The organism is Murinocardiopsis flavida (assembly GCF_003014485.1).
Taxonomy (GTDB): domain Bacteria; phylum Actinomycetota; class Actinomycetes; order Streptosporangiales; family Streptosporangiaceae; genus Murinocardiopsis; species Murinocardiopsis flavida.
Genome location: NZ_PYGA01000040.1, coordinates 1 through 24,538, shown reverse-complemented (window position 1 = coordinate 24,538; position 24,538 = coordinate 1). Strand labels below are relative to the sequence as shown.

Annotated in this window: 25 protein-coding genes; 17 read left to right on the top strand and 8 right to left on the bottom strand. The window is 72.5% G+C overall.

The features are described 5' to 3' along the window. Positions 1-4 precede the first annotated feature (4 nt). The 3 genes from CLV63_RS31860 to bla all read right to left on the bottom strand — a co-directional run bounded on the left by CLV63_RS31860 (position 5) and on the right by bla (position 3,338). A complete protein-coding gene (locus tag CLV63_RS31860) occupies positions 5-1,186 on the bottom strand; it encodes an NAD(P)/FAD-dependent oxidoreductase (protein WP_211301580.1) in 1,182 nt (393 codons plus the stop codon). 216 nt (positions 1,187-1,402) lie between these two features. Further along, positions 1,403-2,326, bottom strand: coding sequence for an RNA polymerase sigma-70 factor (locus CLV63_RS31855; protein WP_106586969.1), 924 nt, complete (start codon positions 2,324-2,326; stop codon positions 1,403-1,405). 94 nt (positions 2,327-2,420) lie between these two features. Continuing rightward, the gene (gene bla, locus CLV63_RS31850; RefSeq protein ID WP_106586968.1) at positions 2,421-3,338 is read right to left on the bottom strand and encodes a class A beta-lactamase; all 918 of its coding nucleotides are present in this window, start codon (positions 3,336-3,338) and stop codon (positions 2,421-2,423) included. A gap of 197 nt (positions 3,339-3,535) precedes the next feature. Between bla and CLV63_RS31845 the strand changes: the two genes are divergently transcribed. The 4 genes from CLV63_RS31845 to CLV63_RS31830 all read left to right on the top strand — a co-directional run bounded on the left by CLV63_RS31845 (position 3,536) and on the right by CLV63_RS31830 (position 6,670). Continuing rightward, the gene (locus CLV63_RS31845) at positions 3,536-4,423 is read left to right on the top strand and encodes a LysR family transcriptional regulator (RefSeq protein WP_106586967.1); all 888 of its coding nucleotides are present in this window, start codon (positions 3,536-3,538) and stop codon (positions 4,421-4,423) included. Then, entirely contained in the window at positions 4,420-5,322 is a 903-nt protein-coding gene (locus CLV63_RS31840) for a serine hydrolase (protein ID WP_106586966.1), read from the top strand. Before CLV63_RS31845 ends, CLV63_RS31840 begins: the two co-directional genes overlap by 4 nt. 191 nt (positions 5,323-5,513) lie before the next feature. Beyond that, positions 5,514-5,930, top strand: a complete 417-nt coding sequence (locus tag CLV63_RS31835) for a hypothetical protein (protein ID WP_106586965.1) — start codon at positions 5,514-5,516, stop codon at positions 5,928-5,930. 242 nt (positions 5,931-6,172) lie between these two features. Further along, a complete protein-coding gene (locus CLV63_RS31830) occupies positions 6,173-6,670 on the top strand; it encodes a hypothetical protein (RefSeq protein WP_106586964.1) in 498 nt (165 codons plus the stop codon). A gap of 13 nt (positions 6,671-6,683) precedes the next feature. On the opposite strand, the gene CLV63_RS31825 is transcribed toward CLV63_RS31830, so the two are convergent. After that, on the bottom strand, positions 6,684-7,172 hold the full coding sequence (locus CLV63_RS31825) for a phosphatase domain-containing putative toxin (protein WP_106586963.1): 489 nt from the start codon (positions 7,170-7,172) through the stop codon (positions 6,684-6,686). Positions 7,173-7,569: 397 nt separating this feature from the next. On the opposite strand from CLV63_RS31825, the gene CLV63_RS31820 reads away from it, so the two are divergent. The 3 genes from CLV63_RS31820 to CLV63_RS31810 all read left to right on the top strand — a co-directional run bounded on the left by CLV63_RS31820 (position 7,570) and on the right by CLV63_RS31810 (position 10,897). After that, positions 7,570-9,234, top strand: a complete 1,665-nt coding sequence (locus CLV63_RS31820) for a CocE/NonD family hydrolase (protein WP_106586962.1) — start codon at positions 7,570-7,572, stop codon at positions 9,232-9,234. Between the two features lie 158 nt (positions 9,235-9,392). After that, positions 9,393-10,433, top strand: coding sequence for a Gfo/Idh/MocA family protein (locus CLV63_RS31815; protein ID WP_106586980.1), 1,041 nt, complete (start codon positions 9,393-9,395; stop codon positions 10,431-10,433). A gap of 20 nt (positions 10,434-10,453) precedes the next feature. Further along, positions 10,454-10,897 (top strand): ester cyclase, encoded by a 444-nt coding sequence (locus CLV63_RS31810; RefSeq protein WP_106586961.1) that lies wholly within the window; start codon positions 10,454-10,456, stop codon positions 10,895-10,897. Between the two features lie 47 nt (positions 10,898-10,944). Here the strand turns inward: CLV63_RS31810 and CLV63_RS31805 are convergent, their stop codons facing one another. Further along, entirely contained in the window at positions 10,945-11,508 is a 564-nt protein-coding gene (locus CLV63_RS31805) for a TIGR03086 family metal-binding protein (RefSeq protein ID WP_106586960.1), read from the bottom strand. Positions 11,509-11,716: 208 nt separating this feature from the next. Here CLV63_RS31805 and CLV63_RS31800 point away from each other — a divergent pair, with 208 nt between their 5' ends. Further along, positions 11,717-12,220 carry an SRPBCC family protein gene (locus tag CLV63_RS31800; RefSeq protein WP_106586959.1) on the top strand — a complete coding sequence of 168 codons (504 nt, stop codon included), beginning with the start codon at positions 11,717-11,719 and terminating at the stop codon, positions 12,218-12,220. A 55-nt stretch (positions 12,221-12,275) separates the two neighbouring features. Here CLV63_RS31800 and CLV63_RS31795 read toward each other — a convergent pair whose 3' ends face one another. Further along, the gene (locus tag CLV63_RS31795; RefSeq protein ID WP_106586958.1) at positions 12,276-13,814 is read right to left on the bottom strand and encodes an LLM class flavin-dependent oxidoreductase; all 1,539 of its coding nucleotides are present in this window, start codon (positions 13,812-13,814) and stop codon (positions 12,276-12,278) included. After that, the gene (locus tag CLV63_RS31790) at positions 13,811-14,167 is read right to left on the bottom strand and encodes a winged helix-turn-helix transcriptional regulator (protein ID WP_106586957.1); all 357 of its coding nucleotides are present in this window, start codon (positions 14,165-14,167) and stop codon (positions 13,811-13,813) included. Before CLV63_RS31790 ends, CLV63_RS31795 begins: the two co-directional genes overlap by 4 nt. A gap of 239 nt (positions 14,168-14,406) precedes the next feature. Between CLV63_RS31790 and CLV63_RS31785 the strand changes: the two genes are divergently transcribed. The 3 genes from CLV63_RS31785 (at position 14,407) to CLV63_RS31775 (ending at position 17,493) form a co-directional block, all read left to right on the top strand. After that, positions 14,407-15,552, top strand: a complete 1,146-nt coding sequence (locus CLV63_RS31785; RefSeq protein ID WP_245929267.1) for a sensor histidine kinase — start codon at positions 14,407-14,409, stop codon at positions 15,550-15,552. After that, on the top strand, positions 15,549-16,205 hold the full coding sequence (locus tag CLV63_RS31780; RefSeq protein ID WP_106586955.1) for a response regulator: 657 nt from the start codon (positions 15,549-15,551) through the stop codon (positions 16,203-16,205). Before CLV63_RS31785 ends, CLV63_RS31780 begins: the two co-directional genes overlap by 4 nt. A 202-nt stretch (positions 16,206-16,407) precedes the next feature. Further along, positions 16,408-17,493: a DUF418 domain-containing protein gene (locus tag CLV63_RS31775; protein WP_106586954.1), complete on the top strand. Its 1,086-nt coding sequence runs from the start codon at positions 16,408-16,410 to the stop codon at positions 17,491-17,493. 80 nt (positions 17,494-17,573) lie between these two features. On the opposite strand, the gene CLV63_RS31770 is transcribed toward CLV63_RS31775, so the two are convergent. Next, positions 17,574-18,308, bottom strand: coding sequence for an AfsR/SARP family transcriptional regulator (locus tag CLV63_RS31770; RefSeq protein WP_106586953.1), 735 nt, complete (start codon positions 18,306-18,308; stop codon positions 17,574-17,576). Positions 18,309-18,735: 427 nt separating this feature from the next. Here CLV63_RS31770 and CLV63_RS34860 point away from each other — a divergent pair, with 427 nt between their 5' ends. From CLV63_RS34860 to CLV63_RS31745, 6 genes are all read left to right on the top strand, one after another. Continuing rightward, positions 18,736-18,852 carry a keywimysin-related RiPP gene (locus CLV63_RS34860; protein ID WP_245929265.1) on the top strand — a complete coding sequence of 39 codons (117 nt, stop codon included), beginning with the start codon at positions 18,736-18,738 and terminating at the stop codon, positions 18,850-18,852. 430 nt (positions 18,853-19,282) lie between these two features. Next, on the top strand, positions 19,283-20,932 hold the full coding sequence (locus CLV63_RS31765) for an asparagine synthase-related protein (protein ID WP_170134395.1): 1,650 nt from the start codon (positions 19,283-19,285) through the stop codon (positions 20,930-20,932). Positions 20,933-20,946: 14 nt separating this feature from the next. Then, on the top strand, positions 20,947-21,198 hold the full coding sequence (locus CLV63_RS31760; protein ID WP_106586951.1) for a lasso peptide biosynthesis PqqD family chaperone: 252 nt from the start codon (positions 20,947-20,949) through the stop codon (positions 21,196-21,198). 2 nt (positions 21,199-21,200) lie between these two features. Next, the gene (locus CLV63_RS31755; protein ID WP_211301581.1) at positions 21,201-21,626 is read left to right on the top strand and encodes a lasso peptide biosynthesis B2 protein; all 426 of its coding nucleotides are present in this window, start codon (positions 21,201-21,203) and stop codon (positions 21,624-21,626) included. Then, positions 21,619-23,424 carry an ABC transporter ATP-binding protein gene (locus CLV63_RS31750; protein WP_106586949.1) on the top strand — a complete coding sequence of 602 codons (1,806 nt, stop codon included), beginning with the start codon at positions 21,619-21,621 and terminating at the stop codon, positions 23,422-23,424. The genes CLV63_RS31755 and CLV63_RS31750 overlap by 8 nt, the downstream gene beginning before the upstream one ends. Positions 23,425-23,484: 60 nt before the next feature. Then, positions 23,485-24,357, top strand: coding sequence for an SDR family oxidoreductase (locus tag CLV63_RS31745; protein ID WP_106586948.1), 873 nt, complete (start codon positions 23,485-23,487; stop codon positions 24,355-24,357). Positions 24,358-24,538 lie beyond the last annotated feature (181 nt).

The window sequence follows — 24,538 nt, the reverse complement described above, 5'->3', positions numbered from 1 at the left end:
GCGGTCACCGCCCGGCCGCTGCACGCGCCGCGGGCTCCGGTGCGGTGCGGCGGCCCCGGCGCAGGTACGGTGCCCGTGCGGCGATCGAGGCGCCGCGCACCACCGCCTCCTTCACCAGCGCGCCGAGGCGGCCGGTGAGGACGACGGGGGTCGGGGCGTCGTCGGCGTGCACGAACTGGATGAGCCCGTCGCGCCGCCCCAGGCTGATGCACTGGATGTAGTAGCGGAACGCCAGCGGCCTCGGCACCCGCCCCGCGATCCGGGCGGCGATCGCATCGGCGGCCTTCGCCCCCATGGGCAGTCCCGTCGCGCACGCCATCCGCAGCTCACCGCCGACGCGCCCGAGGGCCCGCGCGGCGTCGCCGACCGCGTACACGTCCGGGTGCGACACCGAGCGCTGGGTGGCGTCCACGATGACCCTGCCGCGCGCGTCGACGTCCAGGCCGGCGTCGCGCGCCATCGCGGGCACCGTGAAGCCGGCGTTCCACACGACCGCGTCGGCGGCGATCGGCGTGCCGTCGTCCAGCACCAGACCCTCCTCGGTCACCGCGGCGACCCTGGCGTGCTCGCTCAACCGGACGCCGAGGCGGCCGAGGACGCGGCGGACGTGGGCGCGCCCCCGCTCCGACAGGCCGGCGCCCAGTCCGCCGCCGGTGACCATGCGCACCGCCAGGCCGGGGTGGGCCTCGGCGAGTTCGGTGGCCGCCTCGATCCCGGTGAGCCCCCCGCCGACCACGGCGAGGGTGCCGCCCGCCGCGGCGAGCGCGGGCACCCGCGCGGCGAGGCCGTCGGCGCCGGTGACCTCCGCGAGGGTGTGGGCGTACTCGGCCGCGCCGGGGACGGCACCCCGGTCGGCCCCGCTGCCCGGCGCGTACACCAGGGTGTCGTAGGCGAGGTCGGCCGGCTCGCCCCCGGCCCGCGCGTGGACGGTGCGCCGCTCCGGGTCGACGCCCGTGACCTCGGCGACAACTGTGCGCACCCCCGTCCCGGCGAGCACGTCGCGGAGCAGCCACCGAGGCGTCGGCCCACCCGATCCGGCCTGGTGCAACCGCACCCGCTCGACGAACCGGTCGATCCGGTTGACCAGTGTCACCTGCACGTCGGCACCCCGGGTCCGCCGCGCGACCCGGGTCGCCGCCATGAGCCCCGCGTAGCCTCCGCCGATCACCAGTACCTGATGGGTCATGACCACTCCACTCCTCGCGCCGGTTCCCGATGGGCGCCGCTCTCGTGCGGCCGCCGCTATCTGAACCAGTGGGGCGGGAGCACCGTGACGGGATCGCGGGTGACCTGCATCACCTGGGTAGTGGGGAGGGCGTTCGGACGCCGCTGCTAGGCCGCCGCCGCGAGGCGGCGCGCCTGCCGCTCGATGGGGCCCGCGCGCCCGGAACCGGCGTGCCCCCTACCCGCGCGCGGCCATTTGGCGGGCGAAGTAGCCGAGCTTGTCGGGGTTGACGACGATACGCATGGCGGCGATCCGGCCGTCCGCGACCTCCGGGCTGAACACCGCGATGATGTCGCCGCGGAGCAGGACCATGATCGCCGGAACCCCGTTCACATCGACCGCGGCGAGGACGTGCTCCCTGGTGACCATGCCGACGAGGCGGCCGAGGAACAGGCCGACCCGGTCGCGCCCGGCAATGGGGATCCGGGCCGCCGTGACCTTGCCGCCGCCGTCGGAGTAGGTCACCACGTCCTCGGCGAGGACCGCGTGCAGGGCGTCGATGTCGCCGCCCTGGGCGGCGTCGAGGAAGCGGTCGACCACCTCGCGCCAGCGCCGGTCCGATGGTTCGAACCGGCGGCGGTCCTCGGCCAGCCGCAGCCGGGCGCGGCGGTGCGCCTGCCGCGACGCCGCCTCGCTGATGTCGAGGACGTCGGCGACCTCGCCGTGGCCGTAGCCGAACGCCTCGCGCAGCACGAACACGGCCCGTTCGGCGGGGGTGAGCCGCTCCATCAGGGTCAGCAGCGCCACGGAGACGGACTCGCGCTGCTCGGCGCGCTCCAAAGGCCCCAGCGGGGCTCCGGCGGGCCCGCCGGTGGCGACGGGCTCGGGCAGCCACGGCCCCACGTACGCCTCGCGCTGCACCCGCGCCGATGCGAGCCGGTTCAGGCTCAGGTTCACCGCCACCTTCGTCAGCCACGCGGCCGGGATGACGATGCCGGGCCGGTCGGCGGCCGCCCAACGCAGGTAGGTGTCCTGCACGACGTCCTCGGCCTCGGCGGCCGAACCCAGCATCCGGTAGCAGACGGAGAACAGCCGTCCCCGGTGCTCCTCGAACTCCTCGGCGCCGTCGTGCTCGGCGACCGGTAGCGCGTCCACGGGCATGCCCGCAGCATGCCACATGCCCCGCGGGGCGGCGGGGCGGCGGGTGGGGCGGCCCCGATGCGGGCGGCCGCCCCACTGCCGGTACGGCCGTCGGCTACTTCCCGGTGAGGGCGTCGATGGCGACCTCGGCGGACTCCGCGATGAGCTTGTCGTCGGACTCGGCGTCCTTGGTGTCGCGGCTGGACATGATCGCGAGGACGATGGGGTCGTCTTCGGGGGGCCAGATGACCGCGATGTCGTTGCGCGTCCCGTAGCCGCCCGACCCGGTCTTGTCGCCGACCTTCCAGCCGTCGGGGACCCCGGCGCGGATCAGCTCGTCCCCGGTGGTGTTGCGGACGAGCAGGTCGGTGAGGATCGCGCGCTTCTTCGTGGAGAGCGTGTCCCCGAGCGTGTACTCGCGCAGGTCGGTCGCCATCTGCTGCGGGGTGGACGTGTCCCGGACGTCGCCGGGGGTGCCCTCGCTGAGGTCGGGTTCGATCCGGGAGACGTCCGTGACGTCGTCTCCGATGCCCTTCAGCGCGTCACCGAAGCCGTTCGTCCCGCCGAGCTCCTCGAAGAGCAGGTTCGCCGCGGTGTTGTCGCTGTAGCGGACGGCGGCGTCGCTCACCGCGCGCAGCGTCATGCCCTCATCGACGTGCTTCTCCGTGATGGGGGAGTAGGCGACCAGGTCCTCCTCGGTGTAGGTGATGAGCTTCTCCATCTCCTTGAGCGAGTTCTGCTCCAGGACCGCGCCGACGCTGAGGGACTTGTGGGTCGAGCAGTACGCGAACCGCTCGTCCTCCTGGTAGGAAAGGGTCCGGTCCGATCCGGTGTCGATCGCGTAGACCCCGAGGCGGGCGTCGAACTCGCCTTCGAGCTCCTTGAACTCGCGGTCGGCCGACGCCGGGGCCGCCGTTGTCGACTGGGACGCCGCGGGCCTGGCCTCGTCGGCCGTTGCGCAGCCGCCGATCGGCACGAGCGTGAGCACCGCCAGAGCCGCGAGCCCGGTACGCCGGGAAAGCTGAGTAGGCATGGGTCGGTTTCTTCCTGTCCTTTGTGGTCCGGGTGTTGCCGTCGCCCACCGGTGCGGGCGCTCGGGCCGGCCGCCGGGGCGCCTGCCGGGGCCGAGAGCACCCGCGAGGGGGCCCGCCGAGTAGTCTCACCGCCTCCGCCGATGCTGTCACAGACAAAAATGAGCAGTTCGATGCGGAAACGGCATACTCTTCGGTCATGGACATCGTGGGTGCCTGCCAGGCCTTCGTGAACGTCAGCGAACGGGGCAGTTTCACGCTCGGCGCCGCGGCCGCGCGCATCCCCCAACCGGTCGCGAGCCGCCGCATCGCCGCGCTCGAACGTCGGCTGGGCGCCCGGCTGTTCGACCGGTCGACGCGGCGCGCAACGCTCACGCCGTTCGGCCGCGACATGCTGCCGTCGGCGAAGCGCCTCGTCCGGCTGGCCGAGGCGCTGGAGTACGACGCGGAGCGCGCCAAGCGCACACCGTTCCGCTTCGCCGTTCCCGACGTCTGCACGGCACGCGACCTCGCGCACCTCGACGCCGAGGCGCGCCGGAAGGACATCTACCTCGACCTGCACCCCGCTCCGCCGGCCCGGCGCACCGAACTGCTGCGCGCGCAGGAGGTCCGCGCCGCCATCACCCAGGTGCCGCCGGACGAAGGAGCCTGGTCGGTGCCCTTGGGGCTCGCCGGCGTGGCCGAACCCCGCGCGCAAAAGGTCTACCTCGAAACCCTCCGGGCCGTGCGCACCCACGAGCCCGCGGGCCGGCGCCGCGTCTGGATCCAGCCCGAGGACGACGTCCCGCACATCCGCGACCGCGTGAACCGGATCCGCGATTCCGTGGGCCTGCAACCCGCGCAGGTCGCCGTCTCCGGCTCCCTCACCTCCGCCGCGGCCGAGGTCCTCGGCTCCAGCGACTTCCTGCTGTCCACCCCCAAGGAGGCCGCGGAGCTGGGCCTGCACTGGCGCCCCATCGGCGAGGCCCGGCTCGCCCGCAGCTTCGACGTCGCGGCCGGCGCCGGCGACGACGCCGACCGGATCCGGACCCTGCTCCGCGCCGACATCGCGCGCTGCCTCGGCGCGGGGGACGAGGTGGCGGAGTGAGCGTCGAGGGCCTCATCCGGGAACTCCGCCAGTCCCTTGAGGACGCGGGCCTGCACGGCGCGTTCCTGGTGCGCGACCTGCACTCCGGCGAGGAGCTGGGCATCGACCCCGACCTCGAATTCCCCACGGCGTCGCTGGTCAAGGTCCCGCTCGCCATCGCCACCCTCGAACGCATCCGCACGGGCGAACTCGACGGCGCCGCGCAGCTCACCGTGCAGCCGGGCGGCGTCACCTCCCCGGGGCCCATGGGCGTGGCCCGGTTCCGGCACCCGGCCAGCATCGCCATCGAGGACCTGCTGTACCTCAGCACATCGGTCAGCGACAACTCCGCCGCCGACGCGCTGTTCGAGCTGACGCCGCCCGCGATGGTGGCGGCGTCGTTGCAGGCGCTCGGGCTCCGCGGCGTCACGGTGCGGCACACCCTCAGCGAGCTCAACGTGGTCCCCGCCGAACGTCTCGACCCCGCCAACGTGTCCCTCGCCCACTCCCTCGCCATCGGCGCGGGCACGGCCGGACGCGGCCACCGGGTCGCGCAGCTCGACGTCACACGCGCGAGCTCCGGGTCGGCGCGGGCGTTCGTCGAGCTGCTCCAGGCGCTGTGGACGCCTTCGGCGATCGACCCCGGTGTCGCCGCGCGCGTGCGTACGCTCATGGGCGACAACGTCCTGCGGCACCGGCTGGCGCCCGACTTCAGCTCCGACGCGTCGAAGTGGTCCTCCAAGACGGGGACGCTCCTCAACCTCCGCCACGAGTTCGGGACGGTCGAGCACGCCGACGGCCAGACGTTCGGGGTCGCCGTCCTCACGGAGTCGCGGGTGCCCGCGATCAACCAGCCGGGTGCCGAGGCGCTCATGGCGCGGGTGGCGCGGACCCTGCGCGACCACCTGCGCGGGATGTAGCCGGGAGAACCGGGAGAAATCTCCGGATTATCCGGTGAAAAGAGAAGCCGACTGGATTATTGTCGTTTCTGCCGTGATCGCGTGCGCCGTGGACGGCGCGGCAATCGCGGGCGAACCGGTGACCGAACGCAGTGGCGGCACTACAAGACAGGGCTGAAATGGACGCGGAATTCTTCCAGGAATTGTCCTCGATGGAACCGTTCAAAGACAGCTTCTGGTGGGCGATAAAACGCCCGCGGACCACTCCGTGCGAGGTGCGGGTCGCCCATGGTGAACTGACGATCACCCACGATCCGGGCGCCGGCGTGCCGATGGTCCGGGTGCCGACCGCCGGACTGGAGATCATCACACCCGGCAGGGTGCGCAGACTTGAGGCCGGGGTGGTCCTCCGGATCGCCGGGAAGCCGGTCGCGGTCATGTTCGACCAGGTCTACGCCCGGCAGCGGCTCGGAGCGGCCAAGGAGCAGGGCGCGGGGGCCTTCGTCGGGCAGGCCGCCCAACCCGCCGCCAACGTGCGGGGGAACATGGGCCTGGCCCGCTCGATCACGGCCCGCTTCCTGGCGGCCCTCCTCGCCGGCGGCGCCGTCGACACAACGTCCGGCACGTGACCGCCGTGCGCCGATCGGAGACCGGGTTGCGGCCGGTCGCGCGAATCCGGGTGGAGAATCGGCCGGACCGGCTCTCCCACCCGGCCCGGATCCCACGCTGTGCGGAGGTCAATGGGAATTCGCGCACCCGTCCCTGGGAACCGGATCTCCGGGAAACCCCGCATTCGGCCGAACCTCGGCATAATGCCCGGCACCGGCGAGCCGATCCGGTACCGACACAGAACCCCCATTGGGCAGGCGCAATGACCCGGACCGTCAATGTCACCCTGGAACACACCGTCAGCACCGAGGCCGTTTCCGCGCGCGAATTTCGACGCACTTACCTGACCAGCAGCACTACGGTCACCCGTCCCGCCGAGGCGACCGAGACGGTCGCCCTGGGCTGCGAGCACTGCCATGAGCAGGTCTACGCGAAGGTCGACTCCCCGGCCCGGCTCGCCAAGCGCCGCTGGACCAGTGCCGCCGCCGGAGCGGGCATGCTGCTCCTCGCGCTCGCCAGCGCGGGATACTTCCTGACGACCGTTGCCGACACCTCGGTCAGTGTCAGTGTCCCCCTGCTCATCGTGTCCCTCGTCGCGACGACCTTCCTGCTGCCGTGGTCGATCGTCGTCCTTTACGGCGCACTGAGGGAGTCGGGGGTGTCGATGGACATCGCGAAGACCAGGGACGCCTGGGAACGCGCGACCGGAGAGGTCACCGTCCCCGCCTTCCGCCACCGGGTCGGCGTGCAGCGCACCTGACCTGCGGGGGCGGTCAGGTGGGGGTGGCGATCCGCGCGACCCAGGCCCGCTGTTCCGCCGTGTCGGGCACGGAGCGGCCGCGGGCGGCGGCGATGCGCGTCCACGCGTCCTCGGCGTCGAGTCCGCCCAGCACCAGCAGTGACGCCGCGAGCAGCGACGACCGGCCCACACCGAACCGGCAGTGCGTCACCACGTGCGCCCCTGCGTCCAGCCGGGCAGCGAGGCGGCGCAGCTCGGGCAGCACCGCGTCGGGGTCCGGAACGGCGCGGTCGGGGATCGGCAGCGGCACGAACTCCAGCCCGGCCGCACGCGCCGACTCGGGCTCGCCGCCGAGCCCGGTCTCGCGCATCTCCGCCGGAGTCAGCGCACTGACCAGGACGTCGACGCCTTCGTCGCGCAGGGCCGCCATCTCCTCGTCGAGCCAGTCGTCGCCGCGCGGCTTGGCCATGGTGCTCAGCCGCCCCGCGCACGGCGCGTCGATGGTGAAGAGGGTGGCACGCACGGTCGACTGCTCCGTTCGAGGGTCCGGGGGAGTGCGGGGCGGAGGCCAAGCCTAGACGCAATGCCATTGAACCAACGGGTGCGAGGGTGCTCTCGACGGCCCTGGTGTCCTGGGACGCAGGGGGTGTGGTTGCCGTCGCGGATGCGAAGCACCCGACGGCAGCCACCCTCTGTCCGCTGGATGCTCCGCACCCCCTGCTGCGCCCGCGTCGCGGAGTATCGCGCAGCGGGGGACCGCGACGGCAGCCTCCTTCTCCGGCCGGGCGCACGAGCACTCCGTCGAGGCGGGCCGCCGTGTACGGCCGCGCCGCCCGGGTAGTCGCCGCGCGCGCCTCGGGACCCCGTGGTGCGATTCCGCGGTGCGCACCGTGTCCGGCCCGACGCAGGAAAGGCCACCCATGCCCCACGTCATGAGCCACCTCCTGGAACGCCTCTGGGACCTCCCCGCCCCTGAGACCCGCGACCTGCGCACGGAACGCGGCCTGCGCATCCCGCTGCCCGACGGCGGGGAGCTGCGCGCCGACCTGTGCTACCCCCGCCGCCGCCCGGCGGCCCTGCCGACGATGCTGCTGCGGAGCCCCTACGGCAGAAAGGGTCCCCTCAACGAGATGTCGGCCCGCGTCTTCGCCGAGCGCGGCTTCGAGGTGCTGACCGTCAGTTCGCGGGGGACCTTCGGATCCACCGGCGAGTTCCGGCCCATGCACGACGACCGCACCGACGGCGCCGCCGTCCTCACCTGGCTCCGGGAGCAGCGCTGGTTCAACGGGGTGCTGGCGCTGGGCGGCGCGAGCTACCTCGGCTACACCCAGTGGGCCCTGGCGGTCGACAACCCGCCCGAGGTGAAGGCGATGGCGCCGCACGTGACGTCGTCGCGGCTGGCGCTGACGTTCGTCGAACCGGGTGCGACCCAGCTCGACACGCTCCTCCGCTGGTCGGCCTCTGTCGCCACCCAGGAGGAGCCGTGGACCCTCACCCGCGTTGCCGCGCTCGTCACGGAGGACGAACGGCGCCTCCAACGGGCGATGGGAACGCTGCCGCTCAAGCGCGCCGACCGCGTCCGGCTGCGCCGCGACTGGCCGTTCTACCAGGAGCTGCTGCACCACGACAGCCGCGACCCGTACTGGAAGGAATCGGACTACAGCGGTGCGGTCGCCGCCGTGCGGGTCCCCGCGGCGTTCGTCGCCGGGTGGTACGACCTGTTCCTCGCCGACCAGCTCCGCGACTTCGCCGCCATGCGGGAGTCCGGCACCCCCGCCCGGCTGACCGTGGGGCCGTGGACGCACGGCTCGCCCGGCAACCTCGCCGCCGGGCTCAGGGAGACCCTGGAATGGGCGGCCGCGCACTGCGCGGAGCGCCCGCCGCCCGACCGCGCGCCGGTGCGCCTCTACGTCATGGGCGCCGAGCAGTGGCGCGACTTCGACCACTGGCCGCCGCCCGACAGCACCCCCGCGCCGTGGTTCCTGCACCCCGGCGGCGGGCTGCGCCCCGAGCCCCCGGAGCCCGCCGACGACGCGGCCGGCCCGACCCGCTACCGCTACGACCCCGCCTCGCCCACCCCCAACGTCGGCGGGCCGCTGCTCCACACCGGCAAGGCCGGACGCAAGGACAACCGCGGCCTGGAGGCCCGTCCGGACGTCCGCACGTTCACCTCGGCGCCGCTGGCGGCGGCGGTCGAGGTCATCGGCGAGGTGCACGCCGACGTGTGGTTCCGGTCCAGCCTGGACCACACCGACGTGTTCGTCCGCCTGTGCGACGTCGACGAGCGGGGCCGGTCGTACAACATCTGCGACGGCGTCGTCGCCATCGCCCCGCAGACCACCGACCGGATGGCCGACGGCACCGCCGGGGTGCGGGTGCGCCTCACCCCGACCGCACACCGGTTCCGGCGCGGCCACCGCATCCGGGTGCAGGTCTCCAGCGGGGCGCACCCCTACTTCGCGCGCAACCCGGGCACCGGCGCGGACCGCGCCGATGCGACCGTGCTGCGCCCCGCCGACCAGGAGGTGTTCCACGACACGGGGCACCCGTCGGCCGTGGTGCTGCCCGTCCAGCCCACCGCCTGAGCCGAGCGGCCGCCGGGGCATCCGGCCCGGGTCCCGGCCGAGGGGAGGTGGTTCGGCGGCCGCCGACGCGCGTCCCGGCGGTCGGCAGCGGGGCGGGTTCCGGTGGGGGGCCGTCCCAGCCGTCCGGGATGTCGGTTCCGCTCGCTAGCATGGCCGGCATGCGTACGACGAGCAGGCCGGTGCAGTGGGGTGTCCTAGGGGCCGGCCGCATCGCGCGGTCCTTCATCGCGGGGCTCCGCGCGGTCGAGGACGCGGAGTTGGCGGCGGTGGGCTCGCGCAGCGCCGCCACCGCCCGCGCCTTCGCCGACGAGTTCGCGATCCCGCGGGCGCACGGCGGCTACCGGGAACTGGCCGAGGACCCCGATGTCGACGTCGTGTACGTCGCCACCCCGCACCCCTTCCACCACGCGGCCACCCTGCTGTGCCTGGAGGCGGGCAAGCACGTCCTGTGCGAGAAGCCGCTCGCCATCAATGCCGCCGAGACCGCCGAGATGATCGCCGCCGCGCGGCGGTGCGACCGCTTCCTCATGGAGGCGATGTGGACCCGGTTCAGCCCGGCCATGCGCGAGGTCGCCCGCGTGGTCGCCGACGGCGAGATCGGCGAGGTCCGCATGCTCACCGCCGACTTCGGCGGGTACCGCGCGTTCGACCCCGCCGACCGCGCCTACGCCCCCGAACTGGGCGGCGGGGCACTGCTCGACCTCGGCATCTACCCGCTGGCGCTGGCCTCGCAGTTCCTCGGCCCCATCACCGCCATCACCGCCCAGGCGACCCTCGCGCCGACCGGCGTCGACGCGCGCGCCGGCCTGGTGGTCACCGGCGCCGGGGGCGGCATCGGCTCGCTGGCCTGCGCGCTCGACGCCGAGCAGGCCACCCGCGCCGTCGTCTCCGGCACGAAGGGGCGGGTGGAGATCGAGCACTTCTACAACGCCGACGCCTTCACGCTGCACCTGACCGGGCGCGAGACCCGCGAATTCACGTTTCCCCGGCAGGTCAACGGATATGAGTACGAGGCGGCCGAGGTCACCCGGCTGGTCCGCGAGGACGAGCGCGAAAGCAGCCTGATGCCGCTCGACGAAACCCTGAGCATCGCCCGCCTCCTCGACGAGGCCCGCCGCCAGGTCGGCGTCCGGTACCCGGGCGAGGACCGCCCCGCCGCGGTCGGCACGCACCGCGGAGACGCGTCCGGCCGTCCATGACCGAAGGAGAGGAGCACGCCATGACCGATCCGGCGATCGCCCTGTACACACGCTTCATCGAGGAGCTCTGGCACGCTCCCGACGACCGGTTGGAGTCCATCGCCGCCGAGCTGGCCGCGCCGGGGATGGTCGTGCACCAGGACCGCACCGACGGTCAGGAGTCCGACCGCACCGGGCCGGGGGCGCTGGTGGAGATCGTGCGCTCGGGGCGCGGCCCGTTCAGCAACGTGCGCGTGGACCTCGACGTCCCGCCGGTCGGCGGCGGGGACGTCGTGGCGGGGCGGTGGACGTTCAGCGGCGTCTACGAGGGCGGGATCCCCGGCGCGGGTGCCGCGCCCGGGACCCCGTTCACGTTCGGCGGCCTCGACCTGTTCCGGGTCGCCGACGGCAGGCTCACCGAGTACTGGGTCACCTCCGACACCGCGGCCCTGGTCACCCAGCTCAAGCTGGACCTGCCCGCCTGACCGGCGGGGGAGCACCCGGGCGCCGGCGGTCCCCGCCGGCGCCCGGGTCAGGCGGCGCGGCCGGTCAGCGCCAGCAGGCGGGTCTGCCGGCCGGCGTCGTCGGCCACGGGGACCGCCGCGTCGAAGATCGGGCCGGCGGCGCCGAAGTCCTGCCCGGCCGCCCATTCGTGCACGTGCTCGACCAGATCGGGGTCGATCCGCTCGTCGGCGCCGATGGCGCGGGCGAGGTCCCAGGCGTGCACGGTCAGGTCGAAGGTCATCTGCCACAGGTAGAGCGAGGCGGGGGAGTCGCCGAAGGACAGGTGCACCGTGGTGTCGAGGACGTCGGGCCGCAGCCAGGCGGCGCGCGCCTCGCGCGCGGTGATCGCCCAGGTGGCGGCGGGCTCCTCGCCGAGGTTGTCGCCGTCGTACTTGTCCCCGGCGTCCTCGATGGTGCCGCCGGACAGCAGGTGGGGGACCCAGAGCTGCTCGGTGACCAGGTGGTTCACGAGGTCGTGGACATCCCATTCGGTGCACGGTGTGGGCGCCGCCCACTGCGGGAGCCGGACGGCGCGCACGCGGCGGTCGAACTCCTCCATTGCCCGGCCGTGCAGGTCCAGCAGGTCCGTCATCATGCTCCTCGGTGGTTCGCGGTGTCGGCCGGTGGTCCCCTGCCGCGGGTGCGGCCGCCGACTCGTGCTGTCTACCCGATGCCCGCCGAGGTCAACGTCGCGGGGCGGCCGAAACCGACCGGCGAGCAGCGCCCGTGCATACCCCTTCAGGAATATGCCTTGTTTGGTATATTCGGTGCCGACCATATTCCCCCGGAGAGGCCAGGAGATGCTGGGAACACTGGAGACGACCGATGAAGGGCGCTGTGCGCTGCGGTTCGAGCGGCACCTCGCGCACCCACCCGCGAAGGTGTGGCGCGCCATCTCCGACCCCGAGGAGCTGCGGGCCTGGTATCCCGTCGCCGCCGATCTGAACCGGCCGCCGGGCACGGCCGTCGCGCTCGCGTTCACCCGCGTCGACCTGCCCGACAGCGCGGGCGTGATCCTGCGGTGCGACCCGCCGCGCCTGCTGGAGTACTCCTGGGACGCCGACGTCATCCGCTTCGAGCTGGCGGACGACGGCAATGGCGGTTGCGTGCTGGTGTTCACCAACGTCTTCGACTTCGGCCGCGAGGACGCCGCCCCGGTCGACGCGGGCGCCGCATGGCACGCCGCGCTCGAAGTGCTGGAGGCACGCCTCGACGGCGTCGCCGCCGAACGGGACGTGTTCGAGCGCGCCACCGAACTCGGCCCCGACTACGCCGCCGCGTTCCGCTCCGGCGCCGCCGGCTGAGCAGCCCCCTGCCCCGCGCCGGGCGCGGGGCAGGGGCAGCGCTCGGCGTCGGTGCTCAGAGGTCGATTTCCAGCCGACCGAGGGGTTCGACCAGTTCCTCTTCTTCGTAGTCGAGGTGCGACAGCAGGACGTCGTCGAGCAGTTCCACCTGCTCCCGCACCTGTTCGAGCGCGCCGGGCTCGGTGACCATCGCCACGAGCGCGGTGTCGATGCCGGTCAGCACGTCGGCGATGACCTCGTGTTCGGCCTCCAGGCGGGCCACGACGGGGCCGAGTGACTCCTGCGCCCCCGAGAGCCGCGGGAACATGTGGACGTTCTCGATGGTGTGGTGGGTGGTCACCAGGCGGCAGTAGGACGCGCAGAAGCTGCCGAGCGTCCAGTAGTTCTGCCGCATGGTGAGCCGGTTGATGAGGTCGCGCGCCGCGGCCGGGTCGCGCTGCCCGGACGCGACCTGGTCGACCGCGTCGCGGATCTGCTTCAGCTCGCCGCGCAGGTGGTCGTGGATCTGCACGAGACGCTGCCCCGACGCCCGCTGCGCGGCGGTCAGCTCGGCGGGGTCGCGCTTTTCCAGGCGCGGCCGCGAGGCGTCGTCGAACGAGCCGTCGGGGCCGACGATGGACGCGGCCCCGCCGTCCGACTGCTCCGCCGCCGGTTCGGCCGCGGTGCCGGTCGGCGCCGTGCCGCCGGCCGCGGGCGCCGGACCCGTCCGCTCCCGCTCGACCGCTGCGCGCACCGCCGGCGCGACCTCCTCGGCGAAGGTCCGCAGGTCGCCTTCCGGGTCGCCGCCGGGTGCGAGGACGAAGCCGCTGACGCCCAGGCGCAGCGCGAGGTCGGTGAGCTGCTCCGCCCACAGTGACGGGGGACCGTCCAGGAACCCGGTGCCCGCGCGGCGCCCGAACCGCCCGGTGATGTTGTACACGCGGCGGACGTCGGCGGCGTCGCGTCCCGCGTCGACGGCGGCGGAGTCGAGCCGCTCGGTCATGGCTGCGAGCTGCTCGGGGTCGGCGTACGCGGACGAGGGGAGCCACCCGTCGCCCAGCCGTCCGGTCAGCTCCAGCATCCGCGGCTTGTAGGAGCCGATCCACAGCCCGATGGGGTGGACGGGGAACGGCCCGGGTTTGGCGCCGCGCAGCTCGTAGTGCTCGCCGGAGATCCGGACGCCGCGCCCCGGCGTCCACAGCGCGCGCAGGACGCCGATGGCCTCCTCCAGCGCCTCGACGGCCTCGCCGGGTGTGCGCCGCTCGCCGCCCATGGCGGCCACGCCGTCCCAGAACGCGCCGGACCCGAGGCCGAGCTCCACCCGGCCGCCGCTGAGGATGTCGAGGGACGCGGCGCTGCGCGCGAGGACCGACGGCGGGCGCAGCGGCAGGTTGATCACATCGGGCACCAGGGCGACGCGGGTGGTGCGCGCCGACAGGTGTGACAGCAGCGTCCAGGTGTCCAGGAACGCCGGCTGGTAGGGGTGGTCCTGGATGCCGATCAGGTCGAGGCCGATCCGGTCGGCGAGCTCGGCGAGGGCGAGCAGCCGCTCGTGCCCCTCGGCGGCGGGTGTCAGGAACGCGCCGAAGCGCAGGTCGTGTCCAAGGTCCGTCATTGTCGTCCGTCCATCTCCTCGCTCAACCAGCGCTCACCCCAGTCGATGAGCGGCCGCACGGCACGGGCCAGTTCCTCGCCGCGTTCGGACAGGGTGTAGGTGATGCTCACCGGGCGGCCCGCCTCGACGGTGCGGATCATGATCCGCGCGTCCTCCAGTTCGCGGAGGCGCTGCGCGAGCAGCCGCTCCGACATCCCCGGGATGGCGGCCGCGAACTCGCAGAACCGCCGCGCCCCCCGCTCCGCCGCGAGGACGATCGCGCCGTTCCAGCGCCGCCCGATGAGCTCGACGGCGGCCTGGAACGTTGGGCAGTGCCGCTCCACGGTGTGGTCCTCGATCGCCGGCTCGGCCATACCCGCCTCCGCTCGATCCGCCTACTTACTTCCTGTCTGTCGCTTACAAGTGATTAGTAGCGCTGGATATTCCGACCCTCATCGGACAGGGGCGGGGCCGCGGTGGATCGGGCGCCATGGACCGCATCCTGCGGGGTCCGGCCACGCGCCGGGTGCCGGCCGAATCCGGCGTGCGCCGCCTGCGCAACGGTACTTTCGGCCGGTTCGGCACGGGGGCCGCGTCTCCTAGCCTGAGCGGTGTGAACCTTGCGGATCGGCCGGCCCGGTGGGCCGGGATCGCGGTCGACGCCGCGTCGGGCGCCCTGTTCGCGGCCGCGCTCGCCTTCCAGGCGGTGGCGATCGCGCGGTCGTGGGGCGGCGGCTTCTGGCAGTTCGACCTGGCCGCCGGGGCGGTGGTGTGCGCGCTCGCCCTGGCGCGCCGGCGGTGGCGGGCACGCACTGCCGTGGCGGGCCTGGCGGTCGCGGCGGCGGCCGTGGCGGTCGCGTGGTCCTTCGGCCTGCCCAGCGAACCCGGCCCGGCAATGGCACTGGGGCTGTCGGTCCTCGTCGGATCCGCGGTCCGGAGGCTTCCACCCCTGACGGCGTGCTCCGTCGCGGCGGGCGGGGGCGCGGTGGTCGCCGGCAGCGCGCTCGCCGCGGCCGCCTCCGCGTCGGGTTCGGCCGTGGCGGTGCTGGCGGGAGCGGGGTGGGTCGCCGGCCTCGCGGCCGGGTCGGCGCTGCGGCTGCTCGGCGTCCGCCGCGAGGCGGCCGCCGAAAGGGTGCGCCGCGACGAGCGCCTCGCATTGGCACGGGAGCTGCACGACGTCGTCGCCCACCACGTCACCGGCATCGTCATCGAGGCGCAGGCCGGCCGATTGGACGCCCGCGGCCATCCGGAGCGCGCGGCGGAGTCCTTCGTGCGGATCGAGGACGCCGGGTCCGACGCGATGGCGGCGATGCGCCGCGTCGTCGGCCTGCTGCGCGGCGCCGATGGCGCGGACCGCGCCACGCACGGCCCCGAAGGGCTCCGTGAACTGGTCGAGCGCTTCCGTGCCGACGGTCCCGCTGTGCGCCTGCGGCTGCCCGACGGCGACGCGGCGTGGCCGCCCGAGATGGCGGGCACCGTCTACCGCGTCGTCCAAGAGGCGCTGACCAACATCGCCCGCCACGCCCCGCACGCCCGCTCAGTGGCGGTCGGCGTCGCCCGTGACCGGGACGCCGTCACCGTGGAGGTGTCCGACGACGCCCGGCCCTCCGCGGCCCGGCAGCACCGGGGCGGCTACGGTCTGATCGGCATGCGCGAGCGCGTCGAAGCGTTCGGCGGCACCCTGACCGCGGGCCCCCGCCCCGAAGGCGGCTGGTCCGTGCTCGCGACCCTGCCCGTCCCCGACCGGAGGCACCGATGACCATCCGCGTGCTGCTGGCCGACGACCAGGCGATGATCCGCGGCGGTCTGCGGCGCATCCTCGAGGACCAGCCCGACATCCGCGTCGTCGCCGAGGCCGCCGACGGCGCAGAGGCGGTCTCCCTGGCCCGGCGGCTGCGCCCGGACGTGTGCCTCGTCGACATCCGGATGCCCCGCCTCGACGGCCTGGAGGTCACCCGCGCCCTCGCCGGCCCCGGTGTCGCCGATCCGCTGCGGGTCGTCGTGGTCACGACGTTCGACCTCGACGACTACGTCTACGGCGCGCTGCGCGGCGGAGCGGTCGGTTTCGTCCTGAAGGACGCGGGGCCCGGCCTGCTCGTCGAGGCGGTCCGGGCGGCCGACGCCGGGGACGCCCTTGTCTCGCCGTCGGTGACCCTCCGGCTGCTGCGCCGCATCACCGCCGCCGGACCCCCGCCCTCCCATGACCCGGGACCGCCGCTGTCGGCGCGGGAGGTCGAGGTGGTCCGCGCCATCGCCCGGGGGTGCACCAACCGGGAGATCGCCGCCGAGCTGTTCATCTCGCTGAGTACCGTGAAGGGCCACGTCGCCGGCGTCCAGGCCAAACTCGGGGTGCGCAACCGCGTCGGGATCGCCGCCTGGGCATGGGAGCACTCCATGGCAGGCGGGTCCTAGCCGCCCCGACCCGAGAGGTCGGGTACGCGCCGGGCGGGAGGGCGCCGGAGCCCTGCGCAGCGCCGCGTGGACCTGGTGCGGCGGCCGCCGCGCCCCCGCGGCCGAACACCGGGCCCGCGCCGGCCGAAAGTACGGCCGCCGGCCGCGGAACCCTACGTCCGGCCGGTGCCCGGGCAGGGGCCGCGCCCGCAGGATGGGGCCCATGCCTGATGCAGACCACGGTCCTGAACCGGCCTCCGAAGACCCCGCCGGCGGTTCCGTCGCCCCTCTCGGCCCGCTCCGCGGCGGCGGCGCGGGAGGCCCGGCGTCGACCTCCACCGGCCGGCCGCGCATCGCCGCGCTCGACGTCCTGCGCGGGTTCGCGCTGTGCGCCATCCTGTTCGCCAACATCCGGCTGATGGCCGACGGCGACACCGCCGTCGCGACGCCGCCCGCGGGGGCCGTGCACGCCTGGATCGGACTGCCGATCTTCTCCCTGCTGTTCGGTATCGGGTTCGCCCTGCTTCTCGACTCCGCTGCGAACCGCGTCCCCCGTCCACGGCTGGTCCTGCTGCGCCGGCTGGCGGCCCTGCTCGCGATCGGCCTCCTGCACACGCTGCTGTGGCCGGGGGAGGTCCTCACCCCCTACGCCGTCGTCGGCCTGCTGGTGCTGCTGCCCTCGACCTGGCTGCCGCGGTGGGCCGTGGCCGGCCTCGCCACCGCGTTCGCCACTGCGGCGCTGGTCGGCGGGGGCGGACCCCTGATGATCGCCGGCCTGTTCCTGCTGGGCTCGGCATTGGTCCGCTACGGCGTGGTCGACCGGATCGATCGGTCCGTCCGCGGACCCTTACTGCTGGGCCTGGCACTCGGGGCGGGCGCGGCCCTCGCCGCGGGGGTGCACGCCGCCGCGCCGACCACGGCGGGCGCGGCGCAGTCATCAATTGCGACCAGCCTTTTTGAACTGCTGCTCACCGGCGTGCTCGTGTGCACTCTGCTGGTCCTGCTCGGAACGCCGCTCCGCCCAGTGCTGCTGGCCGTCTTCGCGCCGATGGGCCGCATGGCGCTGACCAACTACCTGACCGCCACCGTCCTCGTCCTCGCGACCGGTCACCTCCTCGGCGTGCCGATCGGGCAGTCCGCGGCAGCGGCGCTCACGACCGCGGGGGTGATCCTCACGGTCCAGTGGCTGTTCTCCACACTCTGGTTGCGCCGCTATAGCCAAGGCCCCGCCGAATGGCTCTGGCGGTGGGCCACCTGGGCCAGCCGTCCCGCCGCCCTGCGTACCCCCGAAATCCGACAATGCCGTTGACCTCAAGGGAGTACAGGCGGCCTGTGGAAATCCGCGGTGGCACTCGCGGTCGGCGGGACGGGGAGGTCGCCGTGAGGAACTCACTGCGTCAGATCATTGTTGAGGACGGCCGCGTTCCGGCGTTGCAGCTGCGGCCCCGGGGCAACGCCCAGTTCGCGCTGAAGGCGGTTCTGTGTGGCGCGGTATACGTCCAAGGCGGCGGCACGCTGGCCTGAATGGTGGAGGGCGGTCATCCACAGGTCGCTCAGGCGTTCACGGAATGGAGATACGTGCACGAAATGTGGAATCTCGGCGATTACCTTGTTGTACATTCCCAGGTCCAGTTCTATCTGGACACACATCTCCACGGCCTCCCAGTATTCTTCGACCAAGCCGACCGTCCGCTGGGACAGTGAATTCGAAGCGATTCCCGACAAAGGATAGTCCCGCCAGAGGCGCCGCGCCTCGCGTAATTTTTCGAGAGCGCCCGACGGCGCTTCTGTCGTCTTTGCATCGACCACAATTCGGCGGAACTCCTCCAAGTCCAACGAGTTCCGCGGAATCAACAGCTGGTAACCGGCGTCGGTCGCTTCGATACTCACCCCGGGGGCATTGGCGATGATCCGCCGCAGCCTCGAAACATGCATCTGAAGAGAGGTTCTTTCATTTTCGGGCAAGTGCTCGTCCCAGACGTTCTGGGTCAGTCTCTCCATTGAGACCGTCTTGTTCGCGGACAGCAGCAGAGACGCCAGGACCCTCTTTCGCTTGACTCCGCCAAGCGGGACCGCTTTTCCAGAATTCCGCACTTCTATTTCACCAAGAATGCCGAATTTCATGTTCTTTCCATTTCTCGGCCGAACAACATCGCCTGGCCGGAGCCGGTGCAAACGGGAATCCGCTTGTCATGATAATGCCGCGGATTGATCATGGGTGGCCACTACCGGCGCTAATGATCTCCGCAGAACGGCTTCCGGTCGGCGCGGCGAAGTGCGACCGGTTCGAAACTCTGGGTGACATTTTCTCTGTCCGCATGCGGACAGAGAACCGATCATCGTGCCCACTACGTGCCCGAATAGGACAGCAAGGCCAATGGTGTTGGTGTCCTGTTGGCGTCTTGTTGGCCGTACCCCGCAGAGTGATCCGTGTTCACGGAGAGGTTCGGAAAATCCGCTGGAAACCAGCGATCCATTCCGCCATGGGCCCTGCCCGGACGGCCTACGTGAACACCAAGGTGAAGGTCATCACTGGAAATAGGAGTATCGAATGCGTGCTTACGAGCGTCCGACGCTGTCGCGGCTCGGTTCCTTCCGCATGAAGACCGGACGGTTCTTCGTCGGGTTCTTCTCCGACGGCAACGGCGGCTGGAACTGGAGCGGCTGATCCACGCGGCCGCCTCATCCGGTCCGTAGTACCCGGAGACCGGGATTAGGCCGGCTGGATCGTGCGGGCTCGGGGCGGCCGCAAGCGCCTGCCGCGCCGGGCCCGCCCCGGGTAGCCGCCAGGGGCGGGGACCCGGGGCGGTGGGATCCCCGCCCGCTCTGAAACCGAATCGATGAGAGCCGGGTGCGGCGGACACCGCACCCGCAGCATCCGCGACCACAGCCGACGACCGGAGCGGTAACTCATGGCCGGGCCCACTTTTCCAGCGCCTTACGTTCCCTGGTTCATCGCCATGGCGGACCACGCTTCCGACCCTGCGCTCACCCATCGTGTGCGGTCCGAGACCGATGCGCGGCGCCTCATCAACCATTCGTCCGGCCGGCCATGGGTCATGGGAAACTGGCCCGCGGATGAGGAGGTCCGGGCCCGAGTGGCCGACGTCGAGCTACTCCTGCTCGGACAGCACGACTGCTCGGCCGCGGAACTGCGCGAGCACGCGGCGGGAATCCGCACCCACGCCGATCTCGCCGGTGTAGCAGCCGCGGTCCCCGGCTGCTACCACCTCATCGCCTCCGTTGCCGGGCGAACCCACGTCCACGGCACCCTGCTCGGACACCGGCCCGTCTTCCGCGCGGACGTGCGCGGGACCGCGGTAGCAGCCGACCGTGCCGACGTCCTTGCCGCACTGTCCGGAAGCGGCATCGACGAATCACACTTGGCGTCGCACCTGATCTTCCCGCCCGCACTGCACCCGTTGACCGAGGAGCCGGTGTGGCACGGGGTCCACTCCGTACCCTTCGGCCACTCCCTTGTCCTCGAACCCGATGGCGGGGCGCGCTGCGTACGTCGATGGTCCCCGCCGGTGGCGCGGCTGAACGCGGAGGAAGGCGCGCACCGGCTCCGGGAGGCCCTTTCCGCCGCCGTATCCGTCCGGGCACGCGAAGGCCGGCACGTGAGCTGTGACCTGGCCGGCCTCGACTCGACGGCGATCTGCTGCCTGGCGCTCCGCCGCGGCGCCCAGGTGACGGCGTTCACCGCGGAGAACCCGGACCCCGCCGACGACGACCTGCAATGGGCCGAAAGGACCCTGGCCGGCCTGTCCGGTGCCAGGCACGAGATCATCCCGGCCGCGGACATGCCGCTGTTCTATGAAGGGCTGCACGAGCGTGACGATGTCCTGGACGGTCCATGCCCCAGTGAGAGCAACCGTGCGCGGCACATCGCCCTGACCCGGCCGCCCGCCCGCAGCGGCGCGCAGGTGCACCTGAACGGATTCGGCGGCGATGAGATCCTCCGGGGTTCGTTCGCCCATCTGAGGTCCCTTGTACGGCGCCGGCCGCGTGCCGCGCTGAGCGGCATGCGCGGGTTCCGCACCAAGTACCGCTGGACCGCGCGGGCAATGGCGCGGCAGCTGCTCGACCGGCGCTCCTACTCCGCCTGGCTGGCCGACACGGCCGCCCGGCTCGACGACGGACACAGCTTGTCGAGTACCACTCCGCTGCTCGGCTGGGGTGCCCAGCCGAGCCTGATGCCATGGATGACGCCGCTCACGCGCGACCTGGTTCGCGACCGTATCCACGCATCCCTGCCGGTGGAACCGCTCTCCCCGCTCCACGGACAGCACACCGACCTCGCGATGATGGTCGCCGGCGCCCGGGACGCACGCCATTACGACCAGATCGCGCGCCGGGTCGGCATAGCGACGGCGTCGCCCTTCTACGACGATCACGTCGTCGACGCCGCACTGTCGATCGACCCGTGGGAGCGGATCACCCCGTGGCGGTTCAAGCCGATCCTCCAGGAGGCGATGCGGGGGATCGTCCCGGACGGGTCCCTGCGCCGTTCGACGAAGGCGCACTGGACGTCGAGCCAGCAGCAGGGGCTGCGTCGCCACAGGAACGGGATTCTGGAGATCTTCGACGACTCCCGGCTCGCAGCGCTGGGCCTGGTCGACGCCGGCGCCTTGCGCGACGCGTGCCTGAGGTCGCAGTCCGACCACGTGCACCCAGGTGCCCTCGACACCACGATCGCCTGCGAGAACTGGCTGCGTTCCAGCGAAAGCGCACGCCTGACCATCTGACGAACGGAGCTGAAATGAGACTCGCGGAGTCCGTGGTGTTCACCGAGACCGAGTACGGCATCGTCCTCCTCGACGAACGCAAAGACGAGTACTTCAACCTGAACCCGACGGCCGCACTGGTCCTCCAGGTGCTACTCGAAGGCGGGGACCGGGACGAGGCGGCGAGCAGACTGTCGCAGGAGTTCACGGTCGCCCGCACCGACGCATCGCACGACGTGGACGACCTCGTGCGCCGGCTTCGGTCCGAGGGACTGATCACGTCGTGACGATGCCGCAGGCGGTCTCCTACTCTCCTCGTTCGGTCCCACTCGGACTGCGCCTCACTATTCGTGCCGTCTCCGGAACGGCCGCGCTCATTTCCCTGCTTCCGGTGCGGCGCATCCGGCGGCTGCTGTCGCGCCTTCGGAAAGGCGCCGCCCCCGCCGCCTCGGCACCCGTGCTGGCCGCATACCAGGCGGTCGTGGCGGTCAGCCTGCCATGCGCAGGCCCTGAGGGCTGCCTCCGCCGGTCCCTGGCGATCGTGCTCCTGTGCCGGTTGAACGGCATCTGGCCCACCTGGTGCACGGGGCCGAAAACGCTGCCCCCCTTCACCGCGCACGCCTGGGTCGAAGCCGAAGGCCGCATGGTCGGCGAGGACCTCCCGGATGGCTACTTCCGCCCCCTCATCTCCGTCCCACCATTCGTCGATGACTAGCGGGACCGCGCAGAGCGGGCCACCCTCAGACGAAGCCGCCCCGAAGCCGGAGCGCCTCGCCGGCCTGCGCGGGCTCGTGCGCATCGTCGGCGAGCACCGCCGCCGACTGGTCATCGCCATAGCCACGACCCTGTCGGGGATGCTGCTCGCGCTGGCGCAGCCACTGGTTCTGCGCGACACGATCGCATCGGCGTCGTCCGGTGATGTCGTGACGGCCGGCGTGTTCTCACTGATCGCGCTGTTCGTCCTCCAAGCCGGAGTCGAGGCCTGGGGGCGCTTTCAGCTCGCGCGCACGGCTGAGGCCGTTGTCGTCAACCTGCGCACGAGCTTGATCGCGCACCTGCTCCGACTGCCGGTCCGCAGCTACGACCGGTACCGCTCCGGTGATCTGATCGCGCGGGTCGGCGGAGACACCACCGCCCTTCGGACGGTCGTGGCCGAGGGCGCGGCCAACGCGATCATCGGCGGAATCGGGCTCATCGGCGCGCTGGCGCTGATGATCTGGGTCGACTACGTCCTGTTCACCGCCGTGCTCGCACTGGTCGCGGTCGCCGCCGCGATCATGCTGCTCCTCCTCGGCCGGGTGCGGGCGGCGTCACTGGCGGGGCAGGAGGCGCTGGGGTCGATGACGGCGGACCTGGAACGCGCGCTGTCGGCGATCCGGACGGTCCGGGCGAACCAGACGGAGGCCATCGAGACCGCCCGCATCTCCACCCACGCGGAGCACGCACGGGTCGCACATGTCGGCATCGCCAAACTGAACGCCGTAGTCAGCCCGGCGAGCAAGCTCGCAATCCACGGTGCCGTGGTGGCCGTCCTGCTCATCGGCGGCATCCGTGCCGCCGCCGGCACGGGATCGGTCGCCGATCTCATGGCCTTCGTGCTCTACCTGACCTACCTCACAATGCCCCTTGGCCTGCTCTTTGAAGCCGTGAGCACGATCCAGGAAGGTTCCGGTGCGCTGCACCGGGTCGGCGAGGTCACCCGAATCCCGGCGGAGTCGGCGGTGGGGCCGGCGCACCGCCCCTCGCCTCCCGCGCCGGTCCACCCGACCCGCGGATCCCGGCCGGCCCTGGAGTTCCGGCATGTGGACTTCGGCTACGACGAACACCGCCGAGTCCTCCGCGACGTGACCTTCAGCGTTCCGGCCCGCGGCTGTACAGCGCTGGTCGGCCCTTCCGGCGCCGGGAAGTCGACCGCCTTCGCGCTTGCCGAGAGGTTCTACGATGTCCATGCCGGCACGATCCTGCTCGATGGACGCGACATCACCGCCGCAGACCCGCGCACGTGCCGCTCGCACATCCGGCTGGTGGAGCAGGACACTCCCGTGCTGCACGGCACGCTGCGGGAGAACCTGACGTACGGCCACGCAGAGGTGCGCGACGACGACCTGCAATGGGTGGTTTCGGCCGCCAATCTGGGCGACGTGGTCGATCGTCTGCCCGATGGCCTCGACTCCCAGGTCGGCGAGCACGGCTCACGACTGTCCGGTGGGGAGCGGCAGCGAGTCGCGGTGGCCCGCGCACTACTCGCCGGGCCGCGCCTGCTGCTGCTCGACGAACCGACCTCCCACCTGGACTCCGCGAGCGAATCGGCGCTGACCAGAACCCTCACTGAGGTCTCAGCCGACCGCGCGGTCATGGTCATCGCCCACCGCTTCTCGACCGTGCGCGCGGCCGACAGGGTCGTCGTCCTGGAGGACGGCGGTGTGATGGCCGAAGGTACGCACAATGAGCTCTTGGAGACGAGCGCGTACTACCGCGACCTGGCCCGGGACCGGTTCGCGCCCCTTGTCTGACGCGCCGTGCCGGCCGAAAACCGGGTGCTCGGACGGAGGGGCGTTGGCATTCTGGGGCGCATGACGCAGACACAGCATCCGACACAGGACGAACTCGCGCGCGACCCGATGCCGCTGCGCGGCCGGGTCGCCGTGGTCACGGGGGCCAGCCGCCGTGAGGGCATCGGCTACGCGGTCGCCCGCCGGCTCGCCGCCTACGGCGCGAGCGTCCTGTGCCATCACTACCGCCCGCACGACGCCGACCAGCCCTGGGGCGCCGACGACATCGACGACGTCGTGGCGGGGGTCACCGAGGCGCTCGCCGACCCGAAGGCGCGGGTGGCGCACGTCGGCGCCGACATGGCCGAGCCGCAGGCGCCCCAGCAGGTGCTGGACGCCGCCGTCGCCGAGTTCGGCCACGTCGACATCCTCGTGTGCAACCACGCGCGCAGCGGCGGAGACGGCCACCTGGACCAGGTCGACGCGGCGATGCTCGACGGCCACTGGGCCGTCGACGCGCGCTCGCCGATCCTGCTGGCCAAGGCGTTCGCCGGGCAGCACGACGGGCGCGCGGGCGGCCGGATCGTGTTCATGACCTCCGGACAGGACATGGGGCCGATGCCCGGCGAGATCTGCTACGCCAGCGCCAAGGGGGCGCTGGCCGCCATCACCCCGTCGATCGCCGAGTACCTCGCCGACGACGGGATCCGGGTCAACACCGTCAACCCCGGCCCGGTGCAGACCGGGTACCTGACCGACGAGATGTGGGAGTGGCTGCGGCCGACCTTCCCGTTCGGCCGGTACGGGCGCCCCGACGACCCCGCGCGCCTCATCGCGTGGCTGGCGACCGACGAGGCGCACTGGATCACCGGCCAGGTCATCAACACCGAGGGCGGGTTCTCCCGCACGCGCGCCATGGGCATCGACCCGCGGCGGCTGACCGAGCAGGGGTGACGACGGGGTCGCGGCGGCCGGTCGACGCGAAACTCCCGACCTGCCTGGTCCACCCTCGGTATCGACACCCCGTCCTGCGGGCCCGGGGAAGCTCCTATAGATCGTCAAGCGGTCTGTAGAAGCGGTTTGGCGGTGTGGATCACATGGGGTAGATGGCGGTAGATCTCGCGGGCGACGAACC

Excerpts from the sequence above, each read along its gene's own strand:
- CLV63_RS31860 (WP_211301580.1), bottom strand. The coding sequence starts at position 1,186 with ATGACCCATCAGGTACTGGTGATCGGCGGAGGCTACGCGGGGCTCATG.
- CLV63_RS31855 (WP_106586969.1), bottom strand. The coding sequence starts at position 2,326 with ATGCCCGTGGACGCGCTACCGGTCGCCGAGCACGACGGCGCCGAGGAG.
- bla (WP_106586968.1), bottom strand. The coding sequence starts at position 3,338 with ATGCCTACTCAGCTTTCCCGGCGTACCGGGCTCGCGGCTCTGGCGGTG.
- CLV63_RS31845 (WP_106586967.1), top strand. The coding sequence starts at position 3,536 with ATGGACATCGTGGGTGCCTGCCAGGCCTTCGTGAACGTCAGCGAACGG.
- CLV63_RS31835 (WP_106586965.1), top strand. The coding sequence starts at position 5,514 with ATGGAACCGTTCAAAGACAGCTTCTGGTGGGCGATAAAACGCCCGCGG.
- CLV63_RS31830 (WP_106586964.1), top strand. The coding sequence starts at position 6,173 with ATGACCCGGACCGTCAATGTCACCCTGGAACACACCGTCAGCACCGAG.
- CLV63_RS31820 (WP_106586962.1), top strand. The coding sequence starts at position 7,570 with ATGCCCCACGTCATGAGCCACCTCCTGGAACGCCTCTGGGACCTCCCC.
- CLV63_RS31815 (WP_106586980.1), top strand. The coding sequence starts at position 9,393 with ATGCGTACGACGAGCAGGCCGGTGCAGTGGGGTGTCCTAGGGGCCGGC.
- CLV63_RS31810 (WP_106586961.1), top strand. The coding sequence starts at position 10,454 with ATGACCGATCCGGCGATCGCCCTGTACACACGCTTCATCGAGGAGCTC.
- CLV63_RS31805 (WP_106586960.1), bottom strand. The coding sequence starts at position 11,508 with ATGACGGACCTGCTGGACCTGCACGGCCGGGCAATGGAGGAGTTCGAC.
- CLV63_RS31800 (WP_106586959.1), top strand. The coding sequence starts at position 11,717 with ATGCTGGGAACACTGGAGACGACCGATGAAGGGCGCTGTGCGCTGCGG.
- CLV63_RS31795 (WP_106586958.1), bottom strand. The coding sequence starts at position 13,814 with ATGACGGACCTTGGACACGACCTGCGCTTCGGCGCGTTCCTGACACCC.
- CLV63_RS31790 (WP_106586957.1), bottom strand. The coding sequence starts at position 14,167 with ATGGCCGAGCCGGCGATCGAGGACCACACCGTGGAGCGGCACTGCCCA.
- CLV63_RS31780 (WP_106586955.1), top strand. The coding sequence starts at position 15,549 with ATGACCATCCGCGTGCTGCTGGCCGACGACCAGGCGATGATCCGCGGC.
- CLV63_RS31775 (WP_106586954.1), top strand. The coding sequence starts at position 16,408 with ATGCCTGATGCAGACCACGGTCCTGAACCGGCCTCCGAAGACCCCGCC.
- CLV63_RS31770 (WP_106586953.1), bottom strand. The coding sequence starts at position 18,308 with ATGAAATTCGGCATTCTTGGTGAAATAGAAGTGCGGAATTCTGGAAAA.
- CLV63_RS34860 (WP_245929265.1), top strand. The coding sequence starts at position 18,736 with ATGCGTGCTTACGAGCGTCCGACGCTGTCGCGGCTCGGTTCCTTCCGC.
- CLV63_RS31760 (WP_106586951.1), top strand. The coding sequence starts at position 20,947 with ATGAGACTCGCGGAGTCCGTGGTGTTCACCGAGACCGAGTACGGCATC.
- CLV63_RS31755 (WP_211301581.1), top strand. The coding sequence starts at position 21,201 with ATGCCGCAGGCGGTCTCCTACTCTCCTCGTTCGGTCCCACTCGGACTG.
- CLV63_RS31750 (WP_106586949.1), top strand. The coding sequence starts at position 21,619 with ATGACTAGCGGGACCGCGCAGAGCGGGCCACCCTCAGACGAAGCCGCC.
- CLV63_RS31745 (WP_106586948.1), top strand. The coding sequence starts at position 23,485 with ATGACGCAGACACAGCATCCGACACAGGACGAACTCGCGCGCGACCCG.